A 20,269-nucleotide genomic window follows, 5' to 3' on the forward strand; every position below is an offset into this window, starting at 1 on the left:
GACCCGCGCGGGCTCGGGGCCCGGCCGCAGGGCCCCACCGCAGGGCAGGGCCGGTCCGCGTCAGGATGGTTTGTAGTCCTTGCCCAGGGTCACCACGACGTCCGCGTTCACTGCGTTCTCGCCCTTCTTCACCACGGTCTCCGGCAGCCCCAGCGTCTTGGCGACCTCGACCGCCTTGGCCCGCTGCGCGTCGTCCTGGTACGTGATCTGCGTGGCGGGCTGGGTCTTGTCGGCCTTTCCGCCGTCCACGAAGGTGTAGCCGCCGTTGAGCAGCGCCGCCTTGGCCGCGACCTGCGTCTTCTCGTCACCGGTGGCGTCCTTGAGGCCGACCCGCGGCGCGGTGCCGGCCTGGGACGCGGTGAAGCTGCCGCCGAGCACCTCCTTGACGACGTTCTTGTTGGCGTCGTCGGTGAGCGTGCCGTCCGGCTTCACCCCGAGGACGTCGGTGCGGTACGCGCCCTCCTTGGCGTGCTCGCCGAGCTTGGCCAGCAGGGTGCCGAGGGTCTGCGCGTTCAGGGAGGGGTCGAGGATCTGGCCCATGCTCTCGACGGTGACGGCCGCCGACTTCGGGTCGCCGGGGATCTTGCGCAGGGTCCCGTACAGCACCTTGCCGAAGCGGTCCAACTGCTTCGCGTCGGGCTCGCCCTGGGCGCGGTAGGTGGCGTACGAGACGGCCATCGCGCCGCTGAGGTGCTGCTTCTGGCCCTGGGACACGGCCGGGATCTTGGCGGCTTCGTCGGCCGGGACCGCGGTGTCGGTGTCGATCTCGATGCCGCCGACCAGCTCAACCAGGTTCTCCAGGAAGGGGGTGTCCAGGCGCCAGGTGCCGCCGATGTGGGTGCCGAGCACCGAGTCGAGGGAGTCCCGGACGCCCAGACCGCCCTCCTCGACCGCCTTGCCGAGGACGGTGCCGGTGCCGTCGTCCTTCGGCACGCCGAGCGAGTTCGGCACCAGGACGGTGGCGCCCTTCTTGGTCGTGACGTTGTCGACGAGCAGCGCCGTGGAGGTGCCGCCCTTCTTGGTGTTGTGCAGGTGGATGACGATCACGTCCCGCTTCTGCGGTCCGGCGGCTGCCGCGGCGTCCTTCTTCTGCCCGGGGCCGTCGAGGAACGGAAGCTTGCCCGCGTACCAGAGGTAGCCGGCGCCGCCCACGACGAAGAGGGCGAGGACGACGATCAGGGCGACGACCCGGTTGCGGCCCCGGCGGCGGGCCTCCTCGCGGCGTTCGGTCCGGCTCTCGGTGAACTTGAGCCAGTCGATGACGTCCTCGGAGTCCTCGTCCGGCTGGTCGATGAACGCGAACTGTTCGGTGCGGTAGTCCGGTGCGGACTCCTCGTCCTCGGCCCGGCGCGGCTCGGGGACCGGGGCGGGGCGCGGCGGGTCCGCCACGGGGGCGGGGGGTTCCGGGGCGGCCTGTTGCGGAATCCACTGCTGGGCCTGCTGGGCCTGCTGGGCCTGCTGCGTGTACTGGGGGTCGTAGCCGTAGGACGGGGCCTGGTGGTACTCCTGCTGCCCGTACTGGGGAGCGGCCGGCTGCTGCGGGTAGTACGGCTGCTGCCGTCCGTAGTCCTGGTAGTCGTACCCGTACTGCTGCTCGTACTGCTGCCCGGGAGCGGGCTCGGCGGCGGGCCGCGCGGACACCTGGCCGTACACCGGCTGCCCGTACGCGTCGTAGCCGATGAGCTGCTGCTCCTGGGCGGCGTACGGGTCGTACGGCTCCTGTCGGTCGTTCACCGCGGGGCCCCTCTCTCCGGAAGCTCAGGCTCCCCGGTACAGCTCACGCTTGTCGATGTAGCGCACCACACCGTCGGGCACCAAATACCAGACAGGATCCCCCTGGGCGACCCGTGTGCGGCAGTCCGTGGACGAAATCGCGAGCGCGGGCACCTCGACCAGGGAGACGCCGCCCTCGGGGAGTCCGTCGTCGGTGAGCACGTGGCCCGGCCGGGTGACTCCGATGAAGTGGGCGAGCGAGAAGAGCTCGGCGGCGTTCCGCCAGGTCAGGATCTGCGCGAGGGCGTCCGCACCGGTGATGAAGAACAGGTCGGCGTCTTTGTTGAGCGCGCTCAGATCACGCAGGGTGTCGATCGTGTACGTCGGCCCGCCGCGGTCGATGTCGATCCGGCTCACCGAGAACTGGGGGTTCGAGGCCGTCGCGATGACCGTCATCAGGTAGCGGTCCTCGGCGGGGGACACGGCGCGCTGCGACTTCTGCCACGGCTGGCCGGTCGGTACGAACACCACCTCGTCGAGGTGGAATAGGGCGGCCACTTCGCTGGCGGCCACCAGGTGTCCGTGGTGGATCGGGTCGAACGTCCCGCCCATCACGCCGAGCCGGCGCTTGACCGGGCCGGTAGGCACTTCCTGCTCTCCCATGAGCGCAGAGCCTACTGGCCCGGCGGAGCGGCGCGGACCCGCCCTTCGAGCGTGTGCGCGAGCGCGGCTCAGCGGTCGCGGTTCAGGCGCGTGGTCACCCAGAGCATCAGCAGCAGGATGAGGAGCGCGCCGCCACCGGTCAGGTAGGGGTTGAGGCTGTCGTGGTTGCCGCCGTTCTGCTCGGCGCCCTCCGATGCGAGAACGACCAGGTTGTGGGCGGTGGAGGAGAGGCTCATCAGGCAGATACCTATCGAGTCGGGGAGCGGGCGGAGACTTCGCTCACATCGTATGCGGGGGCCTGGGCACGCTCACGCCGACTCAGGCGTTGGAGAGGATAGACGCAGAGCCAGAGGGCCGATCAAGGGGGAGGGCGTTATGACGCAGCCGGGATTCGAGAAGGCGCCGGCGCGGGACCGCAGGAGGTTCCCCGGCATTTCGTCTCGGGCGTACGAGCATCCGGCGGACCGCTCCGCCCTGGTTGCGCTGCGGAAGCTGAGCGGGTTCGACACCGTGTTCAAGGCCCTGAGCGGGCTGCTTCCGGAGCGCAGCCTGCGGCTGCTGTTCCTGTCGGACTCCGTGCGGGTGGGCGAGACGCAGTTCACGCACCTGTACGCGATGCTCCGGGACGCCTGTTACATCCTGGACCTGGAGAAGGTCCCGCAGATGTACGTGCAGCAGGACCCGAAGCCGAACGCCATGTGCATCGGGCTGGACGAGCCGATCATCGTGGTGACCACGGGCCTGGTCGAGCTGCTGGACGAGGAGGAGATGCGGGCGGTCGTGGGCCACGAGGTGGGCCACGCGCTGTCGGGCCACGCCGTGTACCGCACGGTGCTGCTCTTCCTCACGAACCTGGCGCTCAGGGTGGCGTGGATCCCGCTGGGCACTGTGGCGATCATGGCGATCGTGACCGCGCTGCGGGAGTGGTTCCGCAAGTCGGAACTGTCGGCGGACCGGGCGGGGCTGCTGGTGGGGCAGGACGTACAGGCGTCGATGCGGGGTCTGATGAAGATCGCGGGCGGCAACCACCTGCACGAGATGAACGTGGACTCCTTCCTCGCCCAGGCCGAGGAGTACGAGGAGAGCGGCGATCTGCGCGACTCCGTCCTGAAGATCCTCAACGTCCTGCCGCGGACGCATCCCTTCACCACGGTCCGGGCGGCCGAGCTGAAGAAGTGGTCGCAGCACCGGGACTACCAGCGGATCATGGACGGCCACTACCCGCGGCGGGACGAGGACAAGGACGCCTCGGTGACGGACTCCTTCCGGGAGTCGGCCTCGCACTACGCGGACACGGTGCGCAGCAGCAAGGACCCGTTGTTCAAGCTGGTCGGCGACATCGCGGGCGGCGCGGCCGACGTGGGCAGCAGGCTGCGGGACAAGTTCGCGGGCGCGGCGGGCGGCGCAGCGAGCGGCTCGGACCGAGCCGGCGGCACCGGCACGAGCACGGGCACCGAGCACAAGGGTGGCGGAGCTACGGAGCAGGACTGACGGAGGTGGTCGCGGCGGACGGGGTCGCGAGTACGCCGCACAGCCCGGCGGTGCGCCTCGGATTGCCGCTGGCGTACGGATCGCTCGCGGCCGGGCCGACCGTGGTCGGCCCGGCTCCGGCCAGGACCGGGCGGAAGCCTTCGGCCGGCTCGGTGGAGCAGTCCTGCGGTCCGGCCATCACGTAGGCCGTGACCAGCTCCGCGCGCCGGGCCTCCAGATCGTCCCGGTCGAAACGCAGCCGCAGCTCGCGCCGGACGGTGAAGAGCGAGGCTCCGTCGGCCGCGGCCGGGGAGCCGGTGGCGGCGCGCACGGCGTACACGAAGGTGTGGTCGGTGGTCACTTCGAGGACGTCCGCCGAGACCTCCTCGAAAGCGAGGGTTCCGCTCACCCGGACCCGGGTGTCGGCCACGACGGCCGTGCCAGGGTCGAAACGGACCAGCCAGCCGGTGGCCGCGTGGCGCCCGTCGCCCGAGGGCGAGGTCATGCTGCGGTCGAACTGCGCCAGCTGGTCGGGGTCGAGCAGGACCCGCACGGGGCGGGTGGCGGTACCGGCCAGGACGTCCGGATCCAGCGAGGACTGCACCAGGTAGTCCTTGGCGATGGACAGCGCGGTGACGACCTGCCCGTCGGTGAAGTGGTGGGTGCGGTGGACCGCCGGCAGGGCGATCCCGGCCGCTCCGACGCGGTATTCGGCCGCCGGGCTCTTCTCGTACAGGTCGACGGGCCGCCCGCCGGGTACCACGGTGGTGGGCGCGAGGGGCACGACCGTGCTGCCGAGCGGCTCGGTCCGGCCGGCGGACGGGGGTACGGCCGGGTTGCTCAGCCCCATGTAGACGGCCGCCGCGAAGGCCACGGCGATGAGCAGCACGAGGAGCATGCCCTGCCGGGCTCCTCGGCCGGGGGTGCTGGTCCGGGGTCGCACGGAACCGCCGGCGGACCACAGGGAACGGCTGCGAACGGCCCGCGCGTGCTCGCCCATCCGTTCCTGGGCGGAGTACTCCTGTATCCGGGCAGCCCGGACGAAGTCCTCGTCGAACACCACCGACCGGTACTCGTCCGACCGGAACTCTTCGTCGCCCCCGCCGATGCCCTCGGGGGTGCCGTCGGGTGGATCTCCTGGCACGGCCATTGCTTCTCCCCGCTGTCCCCGCTTCAGAGAAGCCCCCAGCTCCGGCGAACGCGAGTGGGGTCGTACCTTCAGGGTTGGCGGCTGGCGGGGTACATAAACGCTCCGGCGCCGGTGACTTCCATCAGCGGGGTGCTGGCGGGGGCGGGAGTGTGGTCGGCGTCGCTCGAAGCGCTGCGGTAGACGGCGCTGAAGGCGAGGGCGATCATGCCGAGGCCCATCACTAAGGCGAGTACCCAGGCGACAGGACGCAGCCAGGGCGAGCGGCCCCGGTAGGGGCGCAGGGCGCCGCCGTAGGCGCCGTACGGGCCTTCGTCGTAGCGGTGGCCGTAGCCGTGCTCCCAGCCGGGTTCGTCGATGCCGTACCCGTCGGGGCGGCCGTAGCCGTAGCCGTCGTAGTCCTCTTCGGACGTCCAGCCGCCGGTGACGGCGCGGGCGGCTTCCGCCTCCGCGCGCGCCCGGTCGGCGGCCCGCTGGCGCTCCGCGGCGCTCGGTTCATGGATCTCGGCGCTCCGGACGAAGTCCTCGTCGAACACCACGGAGGCGAAGTCCTGATCCGCGCCTCCGCGGTCGTCGTCGGGCTCCCCGTCGTCCGGGAACTTGCCCCCCACGTCGTCCGGCACAGCAACAGCCTAGACCTGGGGGACTGCTTTGGGCAGGGTGTGCGCCAAATCCGGCCACACGGCGTTCGCCCCTCGACTACCGAACGTGACCGTCGCCGGTGACGATGTACTTCGTGGAGGTGAGCTCGGGAAGGCCCATCGGGCCCCGGGCGTGCAGCTTCTGCGTGGAGATGCCGATTTCGGCACCGAAGCCGAACTGACCACCGTCCGTGAACCGGGTGGAGGCGTTTACGGCGACCGTGGTCGAGTCGACCAGTTGGGTGAAGCGGCGGGCGGCGGCCTGCGAGGTGGTGACGATCGCCTCGGTGTGGCCGGAAGTCCAGCGGCGGATGTGGGCGACGGCGTCGTCGAGGGAGTCCACGACGCCGGCGGCGATGTCGTAGGAGAGGTACTCGGCGGCCCAGTCCTCGTCGGTGGCGGGGAGCGCGGTCACCTTGGAGTTCTCGGCGGCGGCCAGGACGCGGTCGTCGCCGTGGACGGTCACGCCGGCGTCGGCGAGGGCGTCGAGGGCGCGCGGCAGGAAGGCGTCCGCGATGTCGCGGTGGACGAGGAGCGTCTCGGCGGAGTTGCAGACGGAGGGCCGCTGGGCCTTGGAGTTGATGAGGATCTGCACGGCCATGTCGAGGTCGGCCTGGGCGTCCACGTAGACGTGGCAGTTGCCGGTACCGGTCTCGATGACCGGAACGATGGACTCCTCGACGACGGTCTTGATGAGGGAGGCACCGCCGCGCGGGATGAGGACGTCGACGAGACCGCGGGCACGCATCAGCTCGCGGACGGAGTCGCGGGACTCGCCGGGGACCAGCTGGATCGCGTCGGCGGGCAGGCCCGTGCTCTCGACGGCGTCACGCAGGATCGCGACGAGGGCGGTGTTGGAGGCATAGGCGGAGGAGCTGCCGCGCAGGAGGACCGCGTTGCCGGACTTGAGGCAGAGGGCCGCGGCGTCGACGGTCACGTTGGGGCGGGCCTCGTAGATGATGCCGACGACGCCGAGCGGAACGCGGATCTGGCGGAGGTCGATGCCGTTGGGGAGGGTCGAGCCGCGGACGACCTCGCCGACGGGGTCGGGGAGGGCGGCGACGTCACGCACGTCGGAGGCGATGGCGCGGACGCGCTCCGGGGTGAGGGTGAGGCGGTCGATGACGGTCTCGCTGGTGCCGGCGGCGCGGGCCTTGTCGGTGTCGACGGCGTTGGCCTCGACGATCTCTGCCGTACGGGCCTCCAGGGCGTCCGCGATGGCCAGGAGTGCGGTGTCCTTGGCGGACCGCGGGAGGGGGGCGATGGCCGCGGCGGCCGTACGGGCCGCTTGCGCAGTGGCGATCACGGGCGAGATGGTGGCGTCGAGCGAGGTCATGCGCCCAGGGTAGTCCCCGGCTCCGCCCCGGCCGTCGGGGTTTCAGCCCGCGAGACACCGCCGTCCTCGCGCCCCTTCCCGTCACCGGGTTCGCGGACGTGCCCGCGCCGGGCCCGCCACGGCGGTTCAGTACGGGTGGACGCCGACGGGGTGGGCCGGGGGCGGGCCGTAGCCCTCTGCCACGCGGAGGTGGTAGGTGGCGCGGTCGATGACCTCCAGGCCGACGATCTCCCACGGCGGGAGCTGCGCTGTGGAGCGGTGTTCGCCCCATAGGCGCAGGGCGACGGCCGCGGCGTCATGCAGGTCGCGGGCCTCCTCCCAGTACCGGATCTCCGCGTGATCGTCCGCATATCTGCTGGTCAGCAGGAAGGGGTGGTCATGGGCCAGTTGTTCCAGCCCGCGCCGGACCTCGGACAGCGGCGCCGGCTTGCCCGAAACGCTCAGGGTGACGTGCCACAGGCGGGAGGCTTCGTCCTGCTCGTCCCCGCCGCCGTTGATGCTGGTCAGCGCTCGTCTCACCAGCCGCCTCCTGTCTGCGCCACGCGCTTGTCCGCCTTTCACAGTTGACCAGTCCCCGGGCCGCCGCGCGGCGGTTTTACCGAACCTCAGCCCTGGAGCAGGACGAGGTCGTCGCGGTGTACGACCTCGCGTTCGTACTCGGGACCGAGTTCCTTCGCCAGCTCCCTGGTGGAGCGGCCGAGGAGCTGCGGGAGCTCCTTGGCGTCGAAGTTGACCAGGCCGCGGGCGACGGCGCGACCGTCGAGAGCGCGCAGTTCCACCGGGTCGCCCGCCACGAACTCGCCCTCGACCGCGGCGATCCCGGCGGGCAGCAGCGAGCTTCCGCGTTCGGTCACCGCGCGCACGGCGCCTTCGTCCAGGACCAGGTGGCCCTGCGGGGTCGAGGCGTGCTGGAGCCAGAGCAGGCGGTCCGCGGAGCGGCGGCCCGTCGAGTGGAACAGCGTGCCCGTACCGCGTCCGGCCAGGGCGTCCGCGGCCTGGCTGGCCGAGGTCAGGACCACCGGGATGCCGGCCGCCGCCGCGATCCGCGCCGCCTCGACCTTGGTGACCATGCCGCCGGTGCCCACGCCGGCCTTGCCGGCGCTGCCGATCGAGACGTGCGCGATGTCTTCGGGGCCGCGCACCTCGCCGATACGGGTGGTGCCGGGTAGCGAGGGGTCGCCGTCGTAGAGGCCGTCGACGTCGGACAGCAGGACGAGCAGGTCGGCGCGGACCAGGTGGGCGACCAGGGCCGCGAGCCGGTCGTTGTCACCGAATCGGATCTCGTCCGTGGCAACCGTGTCGTTCTCGTTGACGACGGGCAGGGCTCCCATGGCCAGGAGCTGGTCCAGCGTCCGGTACGCGTTGCGGTAGTGGGCGCGCCGGCTGGTGTCGTCGCTGGTCAGCAGCACCTGACCGACACGGACCCCGTACCGGGCGAAGGAGGCGGTGTACCGGGCGACGAGCAGCCCCTGTCCGACGCTGGCGGCGGCCTGCTGGCGGGCCAGGTCCTTGGGGCGCCGACGCAGGCCGAGGGGGGAGAGTCCGGCGGCGATGGCACCGCTGGAGACGAGGACGATCTCCTTCTCGCCGCCGCTGCGGGCCTTGGCCAGTACGTCGACCAGCGCGTCCACCCGGTCGGCGTCGAGTCCGCCGGCAGCGGTGGTCAGGGAGGAGGAGCCGACCTTGACCACGATCCTGCGGGCGTCCACGACACCTTGCCTAGCCGCTGACACGTCTGTCCCCTTGCCCCTTGCCGGGAGGTCCCGGCGTGTTCCTTCGCTTGCCACTTCAATCTACGGGGTGGCCCGGAGCGGGCGCGCAAGGGTTTCGGACTGTGGACGGGCTCAGCCGCCGGATGTGCTGCGCACCGGTTCGGGCTCCCCCACCGGGGCGCCGCGCGGAACGAGGATCTTGCGCGACAGCAGGTAGGTGAACGGGATGGCCACCACGGCGGCGACCAGCGGTGCGATCCGGGTGTCCATGCCGGCCCAGGTGACCAGCGCGTAGAGCCCTGCGGACTGGATGACGTAGTTGGTGACGTTGGTGAGCGGGAAGAGGAGGAACTTCTTCCACGTCGGCCGAGTGCGGTAGGTGAAATAGGTGTTCATGAAGAACGAGCCGACCATCGCCAGCAGGAAGGCGAGGGTGTAGGCGAGGAAGTACGGCATCCACGGGTGCAGGAGCAGGTAGATGCCGAAGAAGGTGCCGGTGTTAACGGCCCCGACGAGGCCGAAGCGGAAGATCTGGCCCAGCTGTTCCCTCATCGCTCAGCGCCCGTCGCGCTCGGCGGAGACGGTCGACTTCGCGGCCGAGAGACCGCCGCGTTCTCGTTCGCTCCGGTCGGGGTCCGCGGCCGGCAGCGCCTGGGGGTCGGAGCCGTGCGCTTCCTTGACGAGGAAGTGGGGGCGGCGCTTGGTCTCGTAGTAGATCCGCCCGATGTACTCGCCGATCAGACCCAGCATGATCATCTGAACGCCGCCGATGCCGACGATGATCGCCACGAGGGTGACGTAGCCCGGCGCGTCGACCCCGTGGGTCATCGCCATGATCGCGATGTAGAGGGCGTACAGGCCGGTCAGCGCCACCAGCGACACGCCCGCCCAGATGCCGATGCGCAGCGGCCGGTTGTTGAAGGAGATGAGCCCGTCCATGGCGTAGTTCACCAGCGAGCCGAACTTCCACTTCGTCTCGCCGGCCTCGCGCTGCGCGTTGCGGTAGTCGAAGTGGACGGTGTCGAAGCCGATCCAGGAGAAGAGACCCTTGGAGAAGCGGTTGTACTCCGGCAGCGACAGCAGCGCGTCCACGGCGGGCCGGGACAACATGCGGAAGTCACCCACGCCGTCGGTGAGTTCCACGTCGACCCAGCGGTTGACGCCCCGGTAGTAGAGGCGGCTGAGCACGGAGCGGACCTTCTTGTCGCCCTCGCGGGTGCGGCGGGCGATGATCTGGTCGTGGCCCTGCCGGTAGTAGTCGAGCATGGTGGCGATGAGCTCCGGCGGGTGCTGGAGATCGGCGTCCATGATCACGACGGCATCGCCGGTGGCCTCCCGCAGGCCGGCGAGCATGCCGGCCTCCTTGCCGAAGTTCCGACTGAAGGAGACGTACCGGGTACGGTCCCGGTGCTCGGCGGCGATCTTGCGGAGCTTGGCGAGGGTGCTGTCGCGGCTGCCGTCGTCGACGTAGCAGACCTCGTACTCGACGGGCAGGGCGTCCAGAACCCTGCGGATCTCCACGTCGAAACTGTCGATCACGGCTTCTTCGTTGTAGCAGGGAACTACTACGGACAGCTTCGTCATGAACACTTCCTGCTGGGTCCGAACGGGTGATTGTCGGCGACCGGACCCGCCACACACCTCTTCCTTAGAAGTATGCACGCCGGGGGTCGGCCTGCCGGAGTCGAGCGCGGCACACGGTAGCTTTGACGGGTTAAGCGGAATGGAACGAAGGGATCGAGGTGCACGTGCCTGACGTCTCCGTGGTCGTCATCGTCTACAACGACGCAGAGCGTCTGCCGACAGCCGTCCAGTCGGTTTTGGACCAGACCCTGCACGGGGTCGAAGTCGTGATCGTCGACGACTGCAGCAAGGACCGGTCGTACTCGGTCGCGCAGGAGCTCGAAGCCGCCCACCCGGGGAGGGTGCGCGCATTCCAGCTGCCGGAGAACAGCGGCGGCTGCGGTGCGCCCCGCAACCACGGTATCCAGCAGGCGACCGGGACGTACGTCATGTTCCTGGACAGCGACGACGTGCTGGAACGAAACGCCTGCCGGAACATGCTGGCCGCCGCCGAACGGACGGGCTCCGACCTGGTCTCGGGCATGTGCGTCCGCGTGCACCTGGACAACCGGTGGGGCAAGACCACCGAGTGGTACCCCTGGATCTACTCCCGCACCCGCACGCTGGAGTCGATCACCGAAGACCCCGACCTGCTGGTCTACGACACCCTCTCCACGAACAAGTGCTACCGGCGCGCGTTCCTGTTGGAGCAGGGCCTTGAGTTCCCGGTCGGCATCCACTACGAGGACCTGCTGTTCTCGGCGCAGGCGTACGTCGCCGCCCGCCGCATCACGCTGATCCCGAACCACGTCTACTACTGGAACGTGGTCGAGAAGGCGGCATCGAAGTCGATCAGCAACCGGCGCCACGAGATCGCGAACTTCGTCCACCGGATGGAGATCCACCGCCGCGTCGACGAGCTGCTCGCCGCCAAGGGCCACACGGACATCAAGTCCGCGAAGGACGCCAAGTTCCTCAAGCACGACCTGGTGCTGCACCTGCGCGACCTGCCCCTGCTGAGCGACGCGTACCGCCAGGAGTTCGCCCGGCTCGCCAACGGCTACCTGGCCGGCATCGACCCGGCGGCGTACGAGAACGTCACCTACCTCCAGGCGATCTGTGCCTACCTGCTGGGCAAGGAGGACTGGGACAACCTGCTCCCGGCCGCCGACGCCATGACCAACAAGGGCCGACTGTCCTCACCCCTCGCCGAGCGCGACGGCCGCGTCTACTGGTGCGCGGAGCACATCGACGATCCGGCCGACGTCGAGGCCCGCCGGATACTGGACGTCACCGAGCAGGGCTTCCACACCGCCCCGCTCACCTCGCTCACGCTGGGCAACCGGCTGACCTCGTACGCGGACGACGGGCGCGGCACCGTCACCCTCTCGGGCGCCGTCGTGAACCCGCTGGGCCGGATCAGCCCGGAAACGGAACTGAGTGCGGCCCTGGAGTTCCGGGCCCGCCGGCAGATCGGCGTGCGGTCCTTCAGCTTCCCGGCGACAACCGTGCGCCACGCCGGTGACACGATCGAGTGGACCGCCACGGCCGACATCGGCAGCACCGTCCGACCGCTCGGCATCATCGACGCCGTCTGGGACGTCCGCCTGAAGCTGACGGCCGGCGCTGACCGCATCACCACCCGCGTCTCCGTCGGTGGCGTCGACCTGGAGTCGGCGGCCCGCCTGCGCGTGCGCCCGCGGCTGACCCGGCTGGTCTCCGACCGCTTCGAGCCGGAGGTGACCAAGAAGGGCAACCTCTCCTACGTCCTGACCGCCGAGGGCGCAGCCGCCGTCCGCACCCAGACGCTGATCAGCAACGCGATGCACGGCAAGGCCGCCGGCGTGGTCAAGCGGGGGCTGCGCAAGGCCCTGCGGGCCCGCCGCAACCTCGGCTCGGGTGAGCAGAAGGTGAAGGTCTACCACGAGGTCTTCTCGAAGCTGCCGGTCAAGAAGGGCACGGTCGTCTTCGAGAGCCACATGGGCAAGCAGTACAGCGACAGCCCGAAGGCGATCTACGAGGAGATGGTCCGCCAGGGCGTCCCCTTCGAGGCGATCTGGTCGTACGCGGGCGGTAAGCCCACCGGCTTCCCCAAGGAAGCCACCCTGGTGCGGCGCTGGAGCTGGGCGTACCTGCGCGCACTGGCGCAGGCCGAGTTCTGGGTCGACAACCAGGGCTTCCCGCTGGCGTTGACCAAGCGCCCGGGGACCACGTACATCCAGACCTGGCACGGCTCGGCGCTCAAGCGGATGGGCTTCCACGAGCCCCGCACCAAGGCGCAGGGCAAGGCCGGCCAGGACCGCTTCCAGGCGGCCGTCAACCGCTTCGACCACTTCCTGATCCGCTCCGAGCACGACGCCCGCACCCTCGCCAAGGGCTTCCGGCTGCGGGACGAGGTGCTGCTGCGCACGGGCTACCCGCGCAACGACGCCCTGGTCGAAGCGCACCGTGCCGAGGCCCAGAGCGGGGAGCGGGTGCGCGGACCGCTCGCCACCGAGCTCGGCATCGACCCGGACAAGAAGGTGCTGCTGTATGCGCCGACGTTCCGGGCGAACGCGGACGGCGCGGTGGAGGGCTTCGAGTTCCCCTTCGACGTGGAGGAGTTCGCCGAGCGGCTCGGCGACCGGTTCACGCTGCTGGTGCGCACCCACTACCTCAACAGCGTCTCGCTGCCGCCATCGGTCGCGGGCCGGGTCATCGACGTGTCCCGGCACCACGACGTCACCCCGCTGCTGGCGCTCGCCGACGGGCTGATCACCGACTACTCGTCCGTGATGTTCGACTACTCGGTCCTGGACCGGCCGATGCTGTTCTTCGCGTACGACTACGAGAAGTACGCGACCGACATCCGCGGCACGTACTTCGACCTGAAGGAGAAGGCTCCCGGCCCGGTGGTCGCCACCGCCGACGAACTCCTCCAGGCCATCGCCGCCTTCGACGAGGCGGACGCCAAGTACGCGGAGGCGCGCCAGCGTTTCCTCACCGAGTTCGGCGAGTACGACCGCGGGGACGCGGCCCGCCAGATCGTCGAGAAGTTCTTCACCAGGAGCGGCAAGTGAGCCAGCAGACCGCCGGATCCGCAGCGGGCACCGAGCAGCCTGGCGGCCGTGACATCTTCATCGTCTCCAACAGCGTCGACGAGCTCGGCGGCGTGACCACCTGGTCGCACCAGATGGCCCGGTTGTTCACCGACCGCGGCCACCGGGTGCACATCGTGGGCATCGCCCCGGTCGCCGAGGAGATCCGGCAGAAGCTGCCGCAGGACCTGCCGTACGAGACGACCACCCTGTACGAGGCCCACCCGCCCAAGGCCCGTCGCCTGCGCGGGGTCAAGGGCCGGCTCAACGCTCCCGAGCGACGCCGCCAGGCGGCCCGGCGGGCGAAGATGCGGGCCAAGGCGGAGGAGTTGAACGCGCTGCTGCGCGCCGCCCGCCCCGGGGCCGTCGTGATCGTCACGCAGGTCTGGGCGATGGAGTGGGTGGCGCTCGCCGACACCAAGGGCTTGACCGTCATCAGCATGAGCCACGAGTCGTTCGAGGCCAGCCAGAAGTCCACCCGCGGCGAGCGGGTCCGCCGCCACTACCCCGAGGTGGACCGGCTGCTGGTGCTGACCCCCGAGGACGCGGACCTGTGGATCCGGGCCGGCATGGAGAACGTGGACAGCATGCCGAACCCGCTGCCGTTCATGCCGGATTCCCCCGCCCCGCGCACGGAGAAGGTCGTCGCCAGCGTCGGCCGCCTCGCCTTCGAGAAGGGCGTGGACCTGCTGCTCGACGCGTGGGCGGACGCCGCCCCGCACCACCCCGACTGGGTTCTGCGGATCTACGGTGCGGGCGTGGAGGAGCCGGCGCTGCGGGCGCACGCCCGGGCGCTCGGACTGGACGATTCCGTGGAGTGGATGGGCAGCACGGACGATGTGCTGGGCGCCCTGCGCGGTGCCTCGGTGTTCGCCCAGGCCTCACGGGCCGAGGGCTTCCCGATCACCCTGCTGGAGGCGATGGCCGCGGGCGTGCCGGCAGCCGCGTTCGACTGCGCGCCGGGCGTGCGGGAGATCGTGAAGCACGGCGAGGACGGGCTGCTGGCCCGGCTGGGCAACACGATGGAGCTGGCCGGGCACCTCGACACCCTGATGTCAAACCGTGAACTGCGCGACCGGCTCGGCGACAACGCCTTCCGCAACGTGCAGCGTTACTCCAGCACCGAGATCACCGATCGTTGGGAAGAGTTGTTCAGTTTCCTGGAGCGCTGAGCACCGCCGCTCCGCCGCTGCGCTCCGCCGCTGCGCGTGAAGAAGCCGCCGCCCCCGGGACGTCCCGGGGGCGGCGGCTTCTTCACGCGTACGGACTCAGCGCTCGGCGTGCTGCGGCGCGCCCTTGCGGTTCGCCTCCCAGCCCGCCCAGGCCGAGGTGATCATCTCGCGGACGTCGTGCTTGGCCTTCCAGCCCAGCTCCGCGGCGATCTTGTCGGCCGAGGCCACCACCTTCGCCGGGTCACCGGGGCGCCGCGGGACGACGACGGGCTCGTGGGTGTGACCGGTGCCCTCGTTCAACAGCTGCGCCATCTCCCGTACGGAGACGCCCTCACCGCGGCCGATGTTGACGGTCAGGTCCTTGTAGTCCCCCGTGGCGCCCCACTCGACGAGCTTGCGGGCGGCCACCACGTGGGCTTCGGCGAGGTCCTCGACGTGGATGTAGTCGCGGATGCAGGTACCGTCCGGCGTCGGGTAGTCGTCGCCGAAGATGCGGGCGCCCTCACCCTTGTCGAAGCGCTCGAAGACCATCGGGACCAGGTTGAAGACCCCGGTGTCCGCGAGCTCCGGGGTGGCCGCGCCCGCCACGTTGAAGTAGCGCAGGCAAGCGGTGGAGATGCCGTGCGCCTTGCCGGCGGCGCGGACCAGCCACTCGCCGGCCAGCTTGGTCTCGCCGTACGGGCTCAGCGGCGCGCACGGGGTCTCCTCGGTGACGAGGTCCACGTCGGGCATGCCGTACACGGAGGCGGAGGAGGAGAAGAGGAAGTTGCGGACGCCCGCGGCGGCCACGGCACCCAGCAGGACCTGCAGGCCCTCGACGTTCTCGTGGTAGTAGTACAGCGGCTTCTCGACGGACTCGCCGACCTGCTTCTTGCCCGCCAGGTGCACCACGCCGGTGATCTCGTACCGGGCGAAGGCCTCGTCCAGGGTCAGCCGGTCCAGGACCGAGCCGATCACCAGCGGGACGCCCTCCGGGACGCGGGCCTCGTTGCCCGTGGAGAGGTCGTCGAAGACGACGACCTTCTCACCTGCGGCCAGCATCGCGCGGACGACGTGGGAGCCGATGTAGCCGGCGCCACCAGTGATCAGAAAAGTCATGCGTATCTCCCTGGGTCCCCCCGGACGGAGTCTGGGGGACTGTCCGAAATCTCAGGCGATCCTGACGATCGCCGGCTGTCTTCACTGCGCCCCGCGGCCTGCCCGGGCCCGGTGGAGACGGCTGCGTACGAGGCTCAGCGCTCCCTCGGCGCCCGGCGCGAGCCGCAGGGCCAGTGATCCCCCGCCCGTGCGGAACGGCTGCGCCAGCAGAACACCGTACCTGCTGCTGGGCAGCGCGCGACGGCGGAGCAGGGCGTCGAGGGGGCGCGGCGAGGTGACCAGGGAGCTCCCGTCGGCGAACTCCACACCCACCTGGACGCCCCACGACTGCATCCCCCGGCGGCCCCGGCGGCGTCCGGCGGATGCCACGGGGGTGAGGTGGAAGGGCAGTTCGGCGGTCCAGCCGTCGCCGTCCGCGGCGGGTCGCAGCTCCACCGGCCCGTCGAGGACGGGCTCCCCGCCCGAACGCGGTACGAACCGCAGCCCGGCGGTGCGCGGTCCGGCCGCGGCGAGTCGCCCGTACAGGTCGCGCACCCGGATCCGGAGGCCGCCTGCGCCCACCGGTTCGGCGTCGATGCTGACGGGCAGTTCGGCGATCGGCAGCTCGGCCAACCGGTCCAGGACGACGGGAAGGGCCTCGCTCCAGACGGGCAGCCCGTCCGGGCCCGTCGCGTACGGGGGCAGCAGCCGCGGCGGTTCGGCGGCGAAGCGGGTGAGCCGCTCCACGTCGGCGGGCGGTGCCGGAGTGGCCAGCAGCACCCGGACGATCCAGCGGGCGTGCGCCCCGGCCGCCTCGACGGTGGCTCGCTCGAACCCGGCGAGGTAGTCACGGGTCAGCGTCCACCAGGCGGCCTGGTACTCCGGGTCCTTGCCGAGCTCGCGCAGGTACATGCGCAGGTCGTACTCCAGGAACTTCACCTGGCAGGCGCGGCCCAGCTCCGGGGAGGACTCGGCGATGATCCGGGACGCCGCACGGTGGGCCTCGATCCGGGAGCGCCAGTTGCCGACGTCCTTGCGGTCCAGGGAGATCGACACCTGGGCGGCGCTGCGGCGCACGTGCCAGACGTAGACGAGGTCGTCGACGACGGCGATGCGGGGCGCGGCGGCCAGTACCCGCGCGGTGAAGACGAAGTCCTCGTAGACGAACCGGCCGTCGGGGAAGCGGATCGCGTGCTTCTCCAGGAAGGACCGGTCGTACAGCTTGTTGACGCACAGCGTGTCGCGGACCAGCTCGGGCCGGTCCGCGGGCCGCTCGATGACATCGCCCCCGGTGTACAGCCCGGGCATCCAGGGCACGTCGTGGTACTGCGGCAGCTCCCGGCGTACGCACGCGCCCACGGTCACCGGCGCACGGTGCTCCTCGGCGGCGCGCACCAGGGCGTCGGCCGCCCCCGGGGGCAGGACGTCGTCGCTGTCGAGGAAGAGGACGTACCGCGAGGTCGCCAGCGCGATCCCGTCGTTGCGCGGAGTACCGCATCCGCCGCTGTTCTCCGTGCGGTGCACGACCTTCAAACGGGGATGGGATGCGGCCAGCTCGTCCAGCACCCTCGCGGTGCCGTCGGTCGAGGCGTCGTTGACGGCGATCACCTCGGCGACCACCGGGCCCTGGGCGAGAGCCGAAGTTACGGCCTCGCCCACGAGCACGGCGTCGTTGTACGCGATCACCACGACGGAAACGCTGGGAGGATGGGTGCTGCTCACCCGTGGATCCTAGGCGACCCGTGTAAACATCACCTCAACACCACCGTCCGCAGCACATGTCCGGCAAAAAGAGCAGATCAGAAGGGCCGGAATTCGTCGTACTCCTGCTGCGCCACGTCCCCGCGGCGGGCTTCCTTCTCCTTGCGGCGCTGGGTGGCCGGGCGCGGGGCCTCCATGCGGTGGTCCTCACCGCGGCGGCCCAGCATCTCGGCTCCGGCCATCATGGTCGGCTCCCAGTCGAAGACGACCGCGTTCTCGTCGGAACCGATGGCGACGCCGTCGCCCGCACGGGCACCGGCCTTCATCAGCGCGTCCTCGACACCGAGCCGGTTGAGCCGGTCGGCCAGGTAGCCCACGGCCTCGTCGTTGTTGAAGTCGGTCTGGCGGACCCAGCGCTCCGGCTTCTCGCCGCGCACGTTGTAGACGTCCTCGACCTCGTCGTACGTGACCGTGAAGCCGGCGTCGTCCACGGCCTTCGGGCGGATGACGATGCGGGTCGCCTCCTGCTTCGGCTTGCGGGCGCGCGCCTTGGCGACGACCTCGGCGAGGAAGTAGGACAGCTCCTTGAGGCCCGTGCGGGCGACCGCGGAGACCTCGAAGACCTTGTAGCCGCGCGCCTCCAGGTCGGGGCGGATCATGTCGGCGAGGTCCTGGCCATCGGGGATGTCGACCTTGTTGAGCACGACGAGCCGCGGCCGGGTCTCCAGACCGCCGCCGTACTGCTTGAGCTCCTCCTCGATGACGTCGAGGTCGGAGACGGGGTCGCGGTCGGACTCCAGGGTGGCGGTGTCCAGGACGTGCACGAGCACCGAGCAGCGCTCGACGTGCCGCAGGAACTCCAGGCCGAGGCCCTTGCCCTGGCTGGCGCCAGGGATCAGACCGGGCACGTCGGCGATGGTGTAGACCGTGGAACCGGCCGTCACGACGCCCAGGTTCGGGACCAGGGTGGTGAAGGGGTAGTCCGCGATCTTCGGCTTGGCCGCGGAGAGCACCGAGATCAGCGAGGACTTGCCGGCGGACGGGAAGCCCACGAGGGCCACGTCGGCGACGGTCTTGAGCTCCAGGACGATGTCGCCGGCGGTGCCGGGGACGCCGAGGAGCGCGAAGCCGGGGGCCTTGCGGCGGGCGGAGGACAGCGCGGCGTTGCCGAGGCCGCCGCGACCGCCCTCGGCGGCGACGTAGGTGGTGCCCTGGCCGACGAGGTCGGCGAGGACGTTGCCCTCCTTGTCGAGGACGACGGTGCCGTCCGGGACCGGCAGGACCAGGTCCTGACCGTCCTTGCCGGAGCGGTTGCCGCCCTCGCCGGGCTTGCCGTTGGTGGCCTTGCGGTGCGGGCTGTGGTGGTAGTCCAGCAGGGTGGTGATCGCCTGCTCCACCACCAGGATCACGTCGCCGCCACGGCCGCCGTTGCCGCCGTCGGGGCCGCCGAGCGGCTTGAACTTCTCCCGGTGAACGGAGGCGCAGCCGTGGCCCCCGTTACCCGCGGCGACATGCAGCTCGACGCGGTCCACGAAGGTGGTCATGGTTGTTCCTCCAGATACATACGGGAATGTCCCGGGCAGGCCTTGCTGCCCATTAAACGTGTGTACGTGCAAACGCGCCGAGGGCGGACCTCTCTTCCCGGCTGTGCCGGGAAGAGCTGAGATCCGCCCTCGGAAAGTTACGAACGCCTTAGATCAAGAAGATCAGGCGGCCGGAACGATGTTCACGACCTTGCGGCCACGGTGCGTGCCGAACTGCACGGCACCGGCCTGCAGCGCGAACAGCGTGTCGTCGCCACCACGACCGACACCCGAACCCGGGTGGAAGTGGGTGCCACGCTGGCGGACGAGGATCTCACCAGCGGAAACGACCTGACCGCCGAAGCGCTTCACGCCGAGCCGCTGGGCATTGGAGTCGCGCCCGTTCCGGGTGGACGATGCGCCCTTCTTGTGTGCCATGTCTCAGTCCCTCTTACTTCGCAGCCGCGGGGATACCGGTGACCTTGATCGCCGTGTACTGCTGGCGGTGACCCTGGCGACGGCGGTAGCCGGTCTTGTTCTTGTAGCGCAGGATGTCGATCTTGGCGCCCTTGTGGTGGTCCACGACCTCGGCCTGGACCTTGATCCCGGCCAGCACCCACGGGTCGCTGGTCACGGCGTCGCCGTCGACAACGAGCAGGGTCGAGAGCTCGACCGTGTCGCCAACCTTGGCAGTGGAAATCTTGTCAACCTCAACGATGTCACCAACAGCAACCTTGTGCTGGCGACCACCGCTGCGCACGATGGCGTACACGCGGATCTCTCTCTCGCTCGATCGGAAACCCCTGAAGCCAGCCGGCCCCGCGTCAACCGCAGGCCGGCCTCCCCCGCACCGCGAGGCGGTACGGGAGGTGAGGTGCTCAGTGGATGGCGTGCACATAGACACGCCAGCGACCCAGGTTACGGGCCCCGGTTTGAGAGGTCAAACCGGGGCCCGAGACGACCGGAGGGCCAGTGCCGCGTTAGCCCTACTGCTTGGGCCACGGCCTTTTCCCCGCGGGCGCATGAACGCATACCAACGGCCGATCTGCACTCACCATGAGGTCCAAGCCCTCGCAAGGCGTGCTTCCGATACTCCAGATCAGGCCGTTCGCGTAAGCGGCCAGAGCACCGTCCTGCCGCATGAAGACATGCGAGTAACTGAGCCACCACCCAACGGGAAACCACGAGCCTCCGATGGCCGACCCGATCGCCAAGGATTCGTCGATGTGTCGGCCGCCGACACCCACGGCGTCAACGAAGAACGGTTCACCGTTGATGAAGTTGGGACCCTCCTCGCGGGCCGGCCCGATCTTCAAGCCCCGAAATGATTCAAGGAACGCGATTGCCGCAGGACTCGGGGTGTATCCCTGCATCTCCAGAGCCTGAATATCGGAGGAAACATCGATTCTCCGCTCGGGATACCAGCCAGCCAGGCGCAGGGCGGAAACCGTTGTCGGATTCAATCGGGGGATGA

19 protein-coding genes are annotated in these 20,269 nt (G+C 70.1%); 3 read left to right on the plus strand and 16 right to left on the minus strand.

All coding sequences use genetic code 11. The features are described 5' to 3' along the window. Nucleotides 1-60: 60 nt before the first annotated feature. The 3 genes from ABZZ20_RS10675 to ABZZ20_RS10685 all read right to left on the minus strand — a co-directional run bounded on the left by ABZZ20_RS10675 (nt 61) and on the right by ABZZ20_RS10685 (nt 2,612). Entirely contained in the window at nt 61-1,734 is a 1,674-nt protein-coding gene (locus tag ABZZ20_RS10675) for a LytR C-terminal domain-containing protein (RefSeq protein WP_356868920.1), read from the minus strand. Nucleotides 1,735-1,758: 24 nt separating this feature from the next. Further along, the gene (gene nadD / locus ABZZ20_RS10680) at nt 1,759-2,376 is read right to left on the minus strand and encodes a nicotinate-nucleotide adenylyltransferase (protein ID WP_356868922.1); all 618 of its coding nucleotides are present in this window, start codon (nt 2,374-2,376) and stop codon (nt 1,759-1,761) included. Nucleotides 2,377-2,444: 68 nt separating this feature from the next. After that, nucleotides 2,445-2,612, minus strand: coding sequence for a hypothetical protein (locus ABZZ20_RS10685; RefSeq protein WP_356868924.1), 168 nt, complete (start codon nt 2,610-2,612; stop codon nt 2,445-2,447). Between the two features lie 139 nt (nt 2,613-2,751). Here ABZZ20_RS10685 and ABZZ20_RS10690 point away from each other — a divergent pair, with 139 nt between their 5' ends. Beyond that, complete coding sequence (locus ABZZ20_RS10690) at nt 2,752-3,867, plus strand: M48 family metallopeptidase (protein WP_356868926.1); 1,116 nt, start codon at nt 2,752-2,754, stop codon at nt 3,865-3,867. Here the strand turns inward: ABZZ20_RS10690 and ABZZ20_RS10695 are convergent. The 7 genes from ABZZ20_RS10695 to ABZZ20_RS10725 form a co-directional block, all read right to left on the minus strand. Continuing rightward, nucleotides 3,851-4,996 carry a hypothetical protein gene (locus ABZZ20_RS10695; RefSeq protein ID WP_356868928.1) on the minus strand — a complete coding sequence of 382 codons (1,146 nt, stop codon included), beginning with the start codon at nt 4,994-4,996 and terminating at the stop codon, nt 3,851-3,853. The genes ABZZ20_RS10690 and ABZZ20_RS10695 overlap by 17 nt on opposite strands. A gap of 68 nt (nt 4,997-5,064) precedes the next feature. Then, on the minus strand, nt 5,065-5,616 hold the full coding sequence (locus ABZZ20_RS10700) for a hypothetical protein (RefSeq protein ID WP_356868930.1): 552 nt from the start codon (nt 5,614-5,616) through the stop codon (nt 5,065-5,067). A 76-nt stretch (nt 5,617-5,692) separates the two neighbouring features. After that, nucleotides 5,693-6,970 carry a glutamate-5-semialdehyde dehydrogenase gene (locus tag ABZZ20_RS10705; protein ID WP_356868932.1) on the minus strand — a complete coding sequence of 426 codons (1,278 nt, stop codon included), beginning with the start codon at nt 6,968-6,970 and terminating at the stop codon, nt 5,693-5,695. Nucleotides 6,971-7,096: 126 nt separating this feature from the next. Next, nucleotides 7,097-7,492, minus strand: a complete 396-nt coding sequence (locus ABZZ20_RS10710; RefSeq protein WP_356869146.1) for a hypothetical protein — start codon at nt 7,490-7,492, stop codon at nt 7,097-7,099. An 83-nt stretch (nt 7,493-7,575) separates the two neighbouring features. Continuing rightward, entirely contained in the window at nt 7,576-8,703 is a 1,128-nt protein-coding gene (proB, locus tag ABZZ20_RS10715) for a glutamate 5-kinase (protein ID WP_356868934.1), read from the minus strand. Between the two features lie 111 nt (nt 8,704-8,814). Continuing rightward, entirely contained in the window at nt 8,815-9,234 is a 420-nt protein-coding gene (locus ABZZ20_RS10720; RefSeq protein WP_356868936.1) for a GtrA family protein, read from the minus strand. 3 nt (nt 9,235-9,237) lie between these two features. After that, on the minus strand, nt 9,238-10,266 hold the full coding sequence (locus ABZZ20_RS10725; protein WP_356868938.1) for a glycosyltransferase family 2 protein: 1,029 nt from the start codon (nt 10,264-10,266) through the stop codon (nt 9,238-9,240). Nucleotides 10,267-10,424: 158 nt separating this feature from the next. Here ABZZ20_RS10725 and ABZZ20_RS10730 point away from each other — a divergent pair, with 158 nt between their 5' ends. Together ABZZ20_RS10730 and ABZZ20_RS10735 are read left to right on the plus strand one after the other, a co-directional pair. Continuing rightward, on the plus strand, nt 10,425-13,304 hold the full coding sequence (locus tag ABZZ20_RS10730; RefSeq protein WP_356868940.1) for a bifunctional glycosyltransferase family 2 protein/CDP-glycerol:glycerophosphate glycerophosphotransferase: 2,880 nt from the start codon (nt 10,425-10,427) through the stop codon (nt 13,302-13,304). Next, entirely contained in the window at nt 13,301-14,494 is a 1,194-nt protein-coding gene (locus tag ABZZ20_RS10735) for a glycosyltransferase (protein WP_356868942.1), read from the plus strand. The genes ABZZ20_RS10730 and ABZZ20_RS10735 overlap by 4 nt, the downstream gene beginning before the upstream one ends. A 96-nt stretch (nt 14,495-14,590) precedes the next feature. Here ABZZ20_RS10735 and galE read toward each other — a convergent pair whose 3' ends face one another. The 6 genes from galE to ABZZ20_RS10765 form a co-directional block, all read right to left on the minus strand. Further along, the gene (gene galE / locus ABZZ20_RS10740; RefSeq protein WP_356868944.1) at nt 14,591-15,592 is read right to left on the minus strand and encodes a UDP-glucose 4-epimerase GalE; all 1,002 of its coding nucleotides are present in this window, start codon (nt 15,590-15,592) and stop codon (nt 14,591-14,593) included. An 81-nt stretch (nt 15,593-15,673) separates the two neighbouring features. After that, nucleotides 15,674-17,293, minus strand: coding sequence for a glycosyltransferase family 2 protein (locus ABZZ20_RS10745; protein ID WP_356868946.1), 1,620 nt, complete (start codon nt 17,291-17,293; stop codon nt 15,674-15,676). A gap of 77 nt (nt 17,294-17,370) precedes the next feature. Further along, complete coding sequence (gene obgE, locus ABZZ20_RS10750) at nt 17,371-18,816, minus strand: GTPase ObgE (RefSeq protein ID WP_356868948.1); 1,446 nt, start codon at nt 18,814-18,816, stop codon at nt 17,371-17,373. A gap of 162 nt (nt 18,817-18,978) precedes the next feature. Continuing rightward, nucleotides 18,979-19,233: a 50S ribosomal protein L27 gene (gene rpmA / locus ABZZ20_RS10755; RefSeq protein WP_030027134.1), complete on the minus strand. Its 255-nt coding sequence runs from the start codon at nt 19,231-19,233 to the stop codon at nt 18,979-18,981. Nucleotides 19,234-19,246: 13 nt separating this feature from the next. Further along, a complete protein-coding gene (rplU, locus tag ABZZ20_RS10760; RefSeq protein WP_042812502.1) occupies nt 19,247-19,567 on the minus strand; it encodes a 50S ribosomal protein L21 in 321 nt (106 codons plus the stop codon). A gap of 214 nt (nt 19,568-19,781) precedes the next feature. Next, complete coding sequence (locus ABZZ20_RS10765; RefSeq protein ID WP_356868950.1) at nt 19,782-20,258, minus strand: SUKH-3 domain-containing protein; 477 nt, start codon at nt 20,256-20,258, stop codon at nt 19,782-19,784. Between the last annotated feature and the right edge of the window lie 11 nt (nt 20,259-20,269).

The sequence above is a fragment of the Streptomyces sp. NPDC006430 genome (assembly GCF_040612395.1).
Lineage (GTDB): Bacteria > Actinomycetota > Actinomycetes > Streptomycetales > Streptomycetaceae > Streptomyces.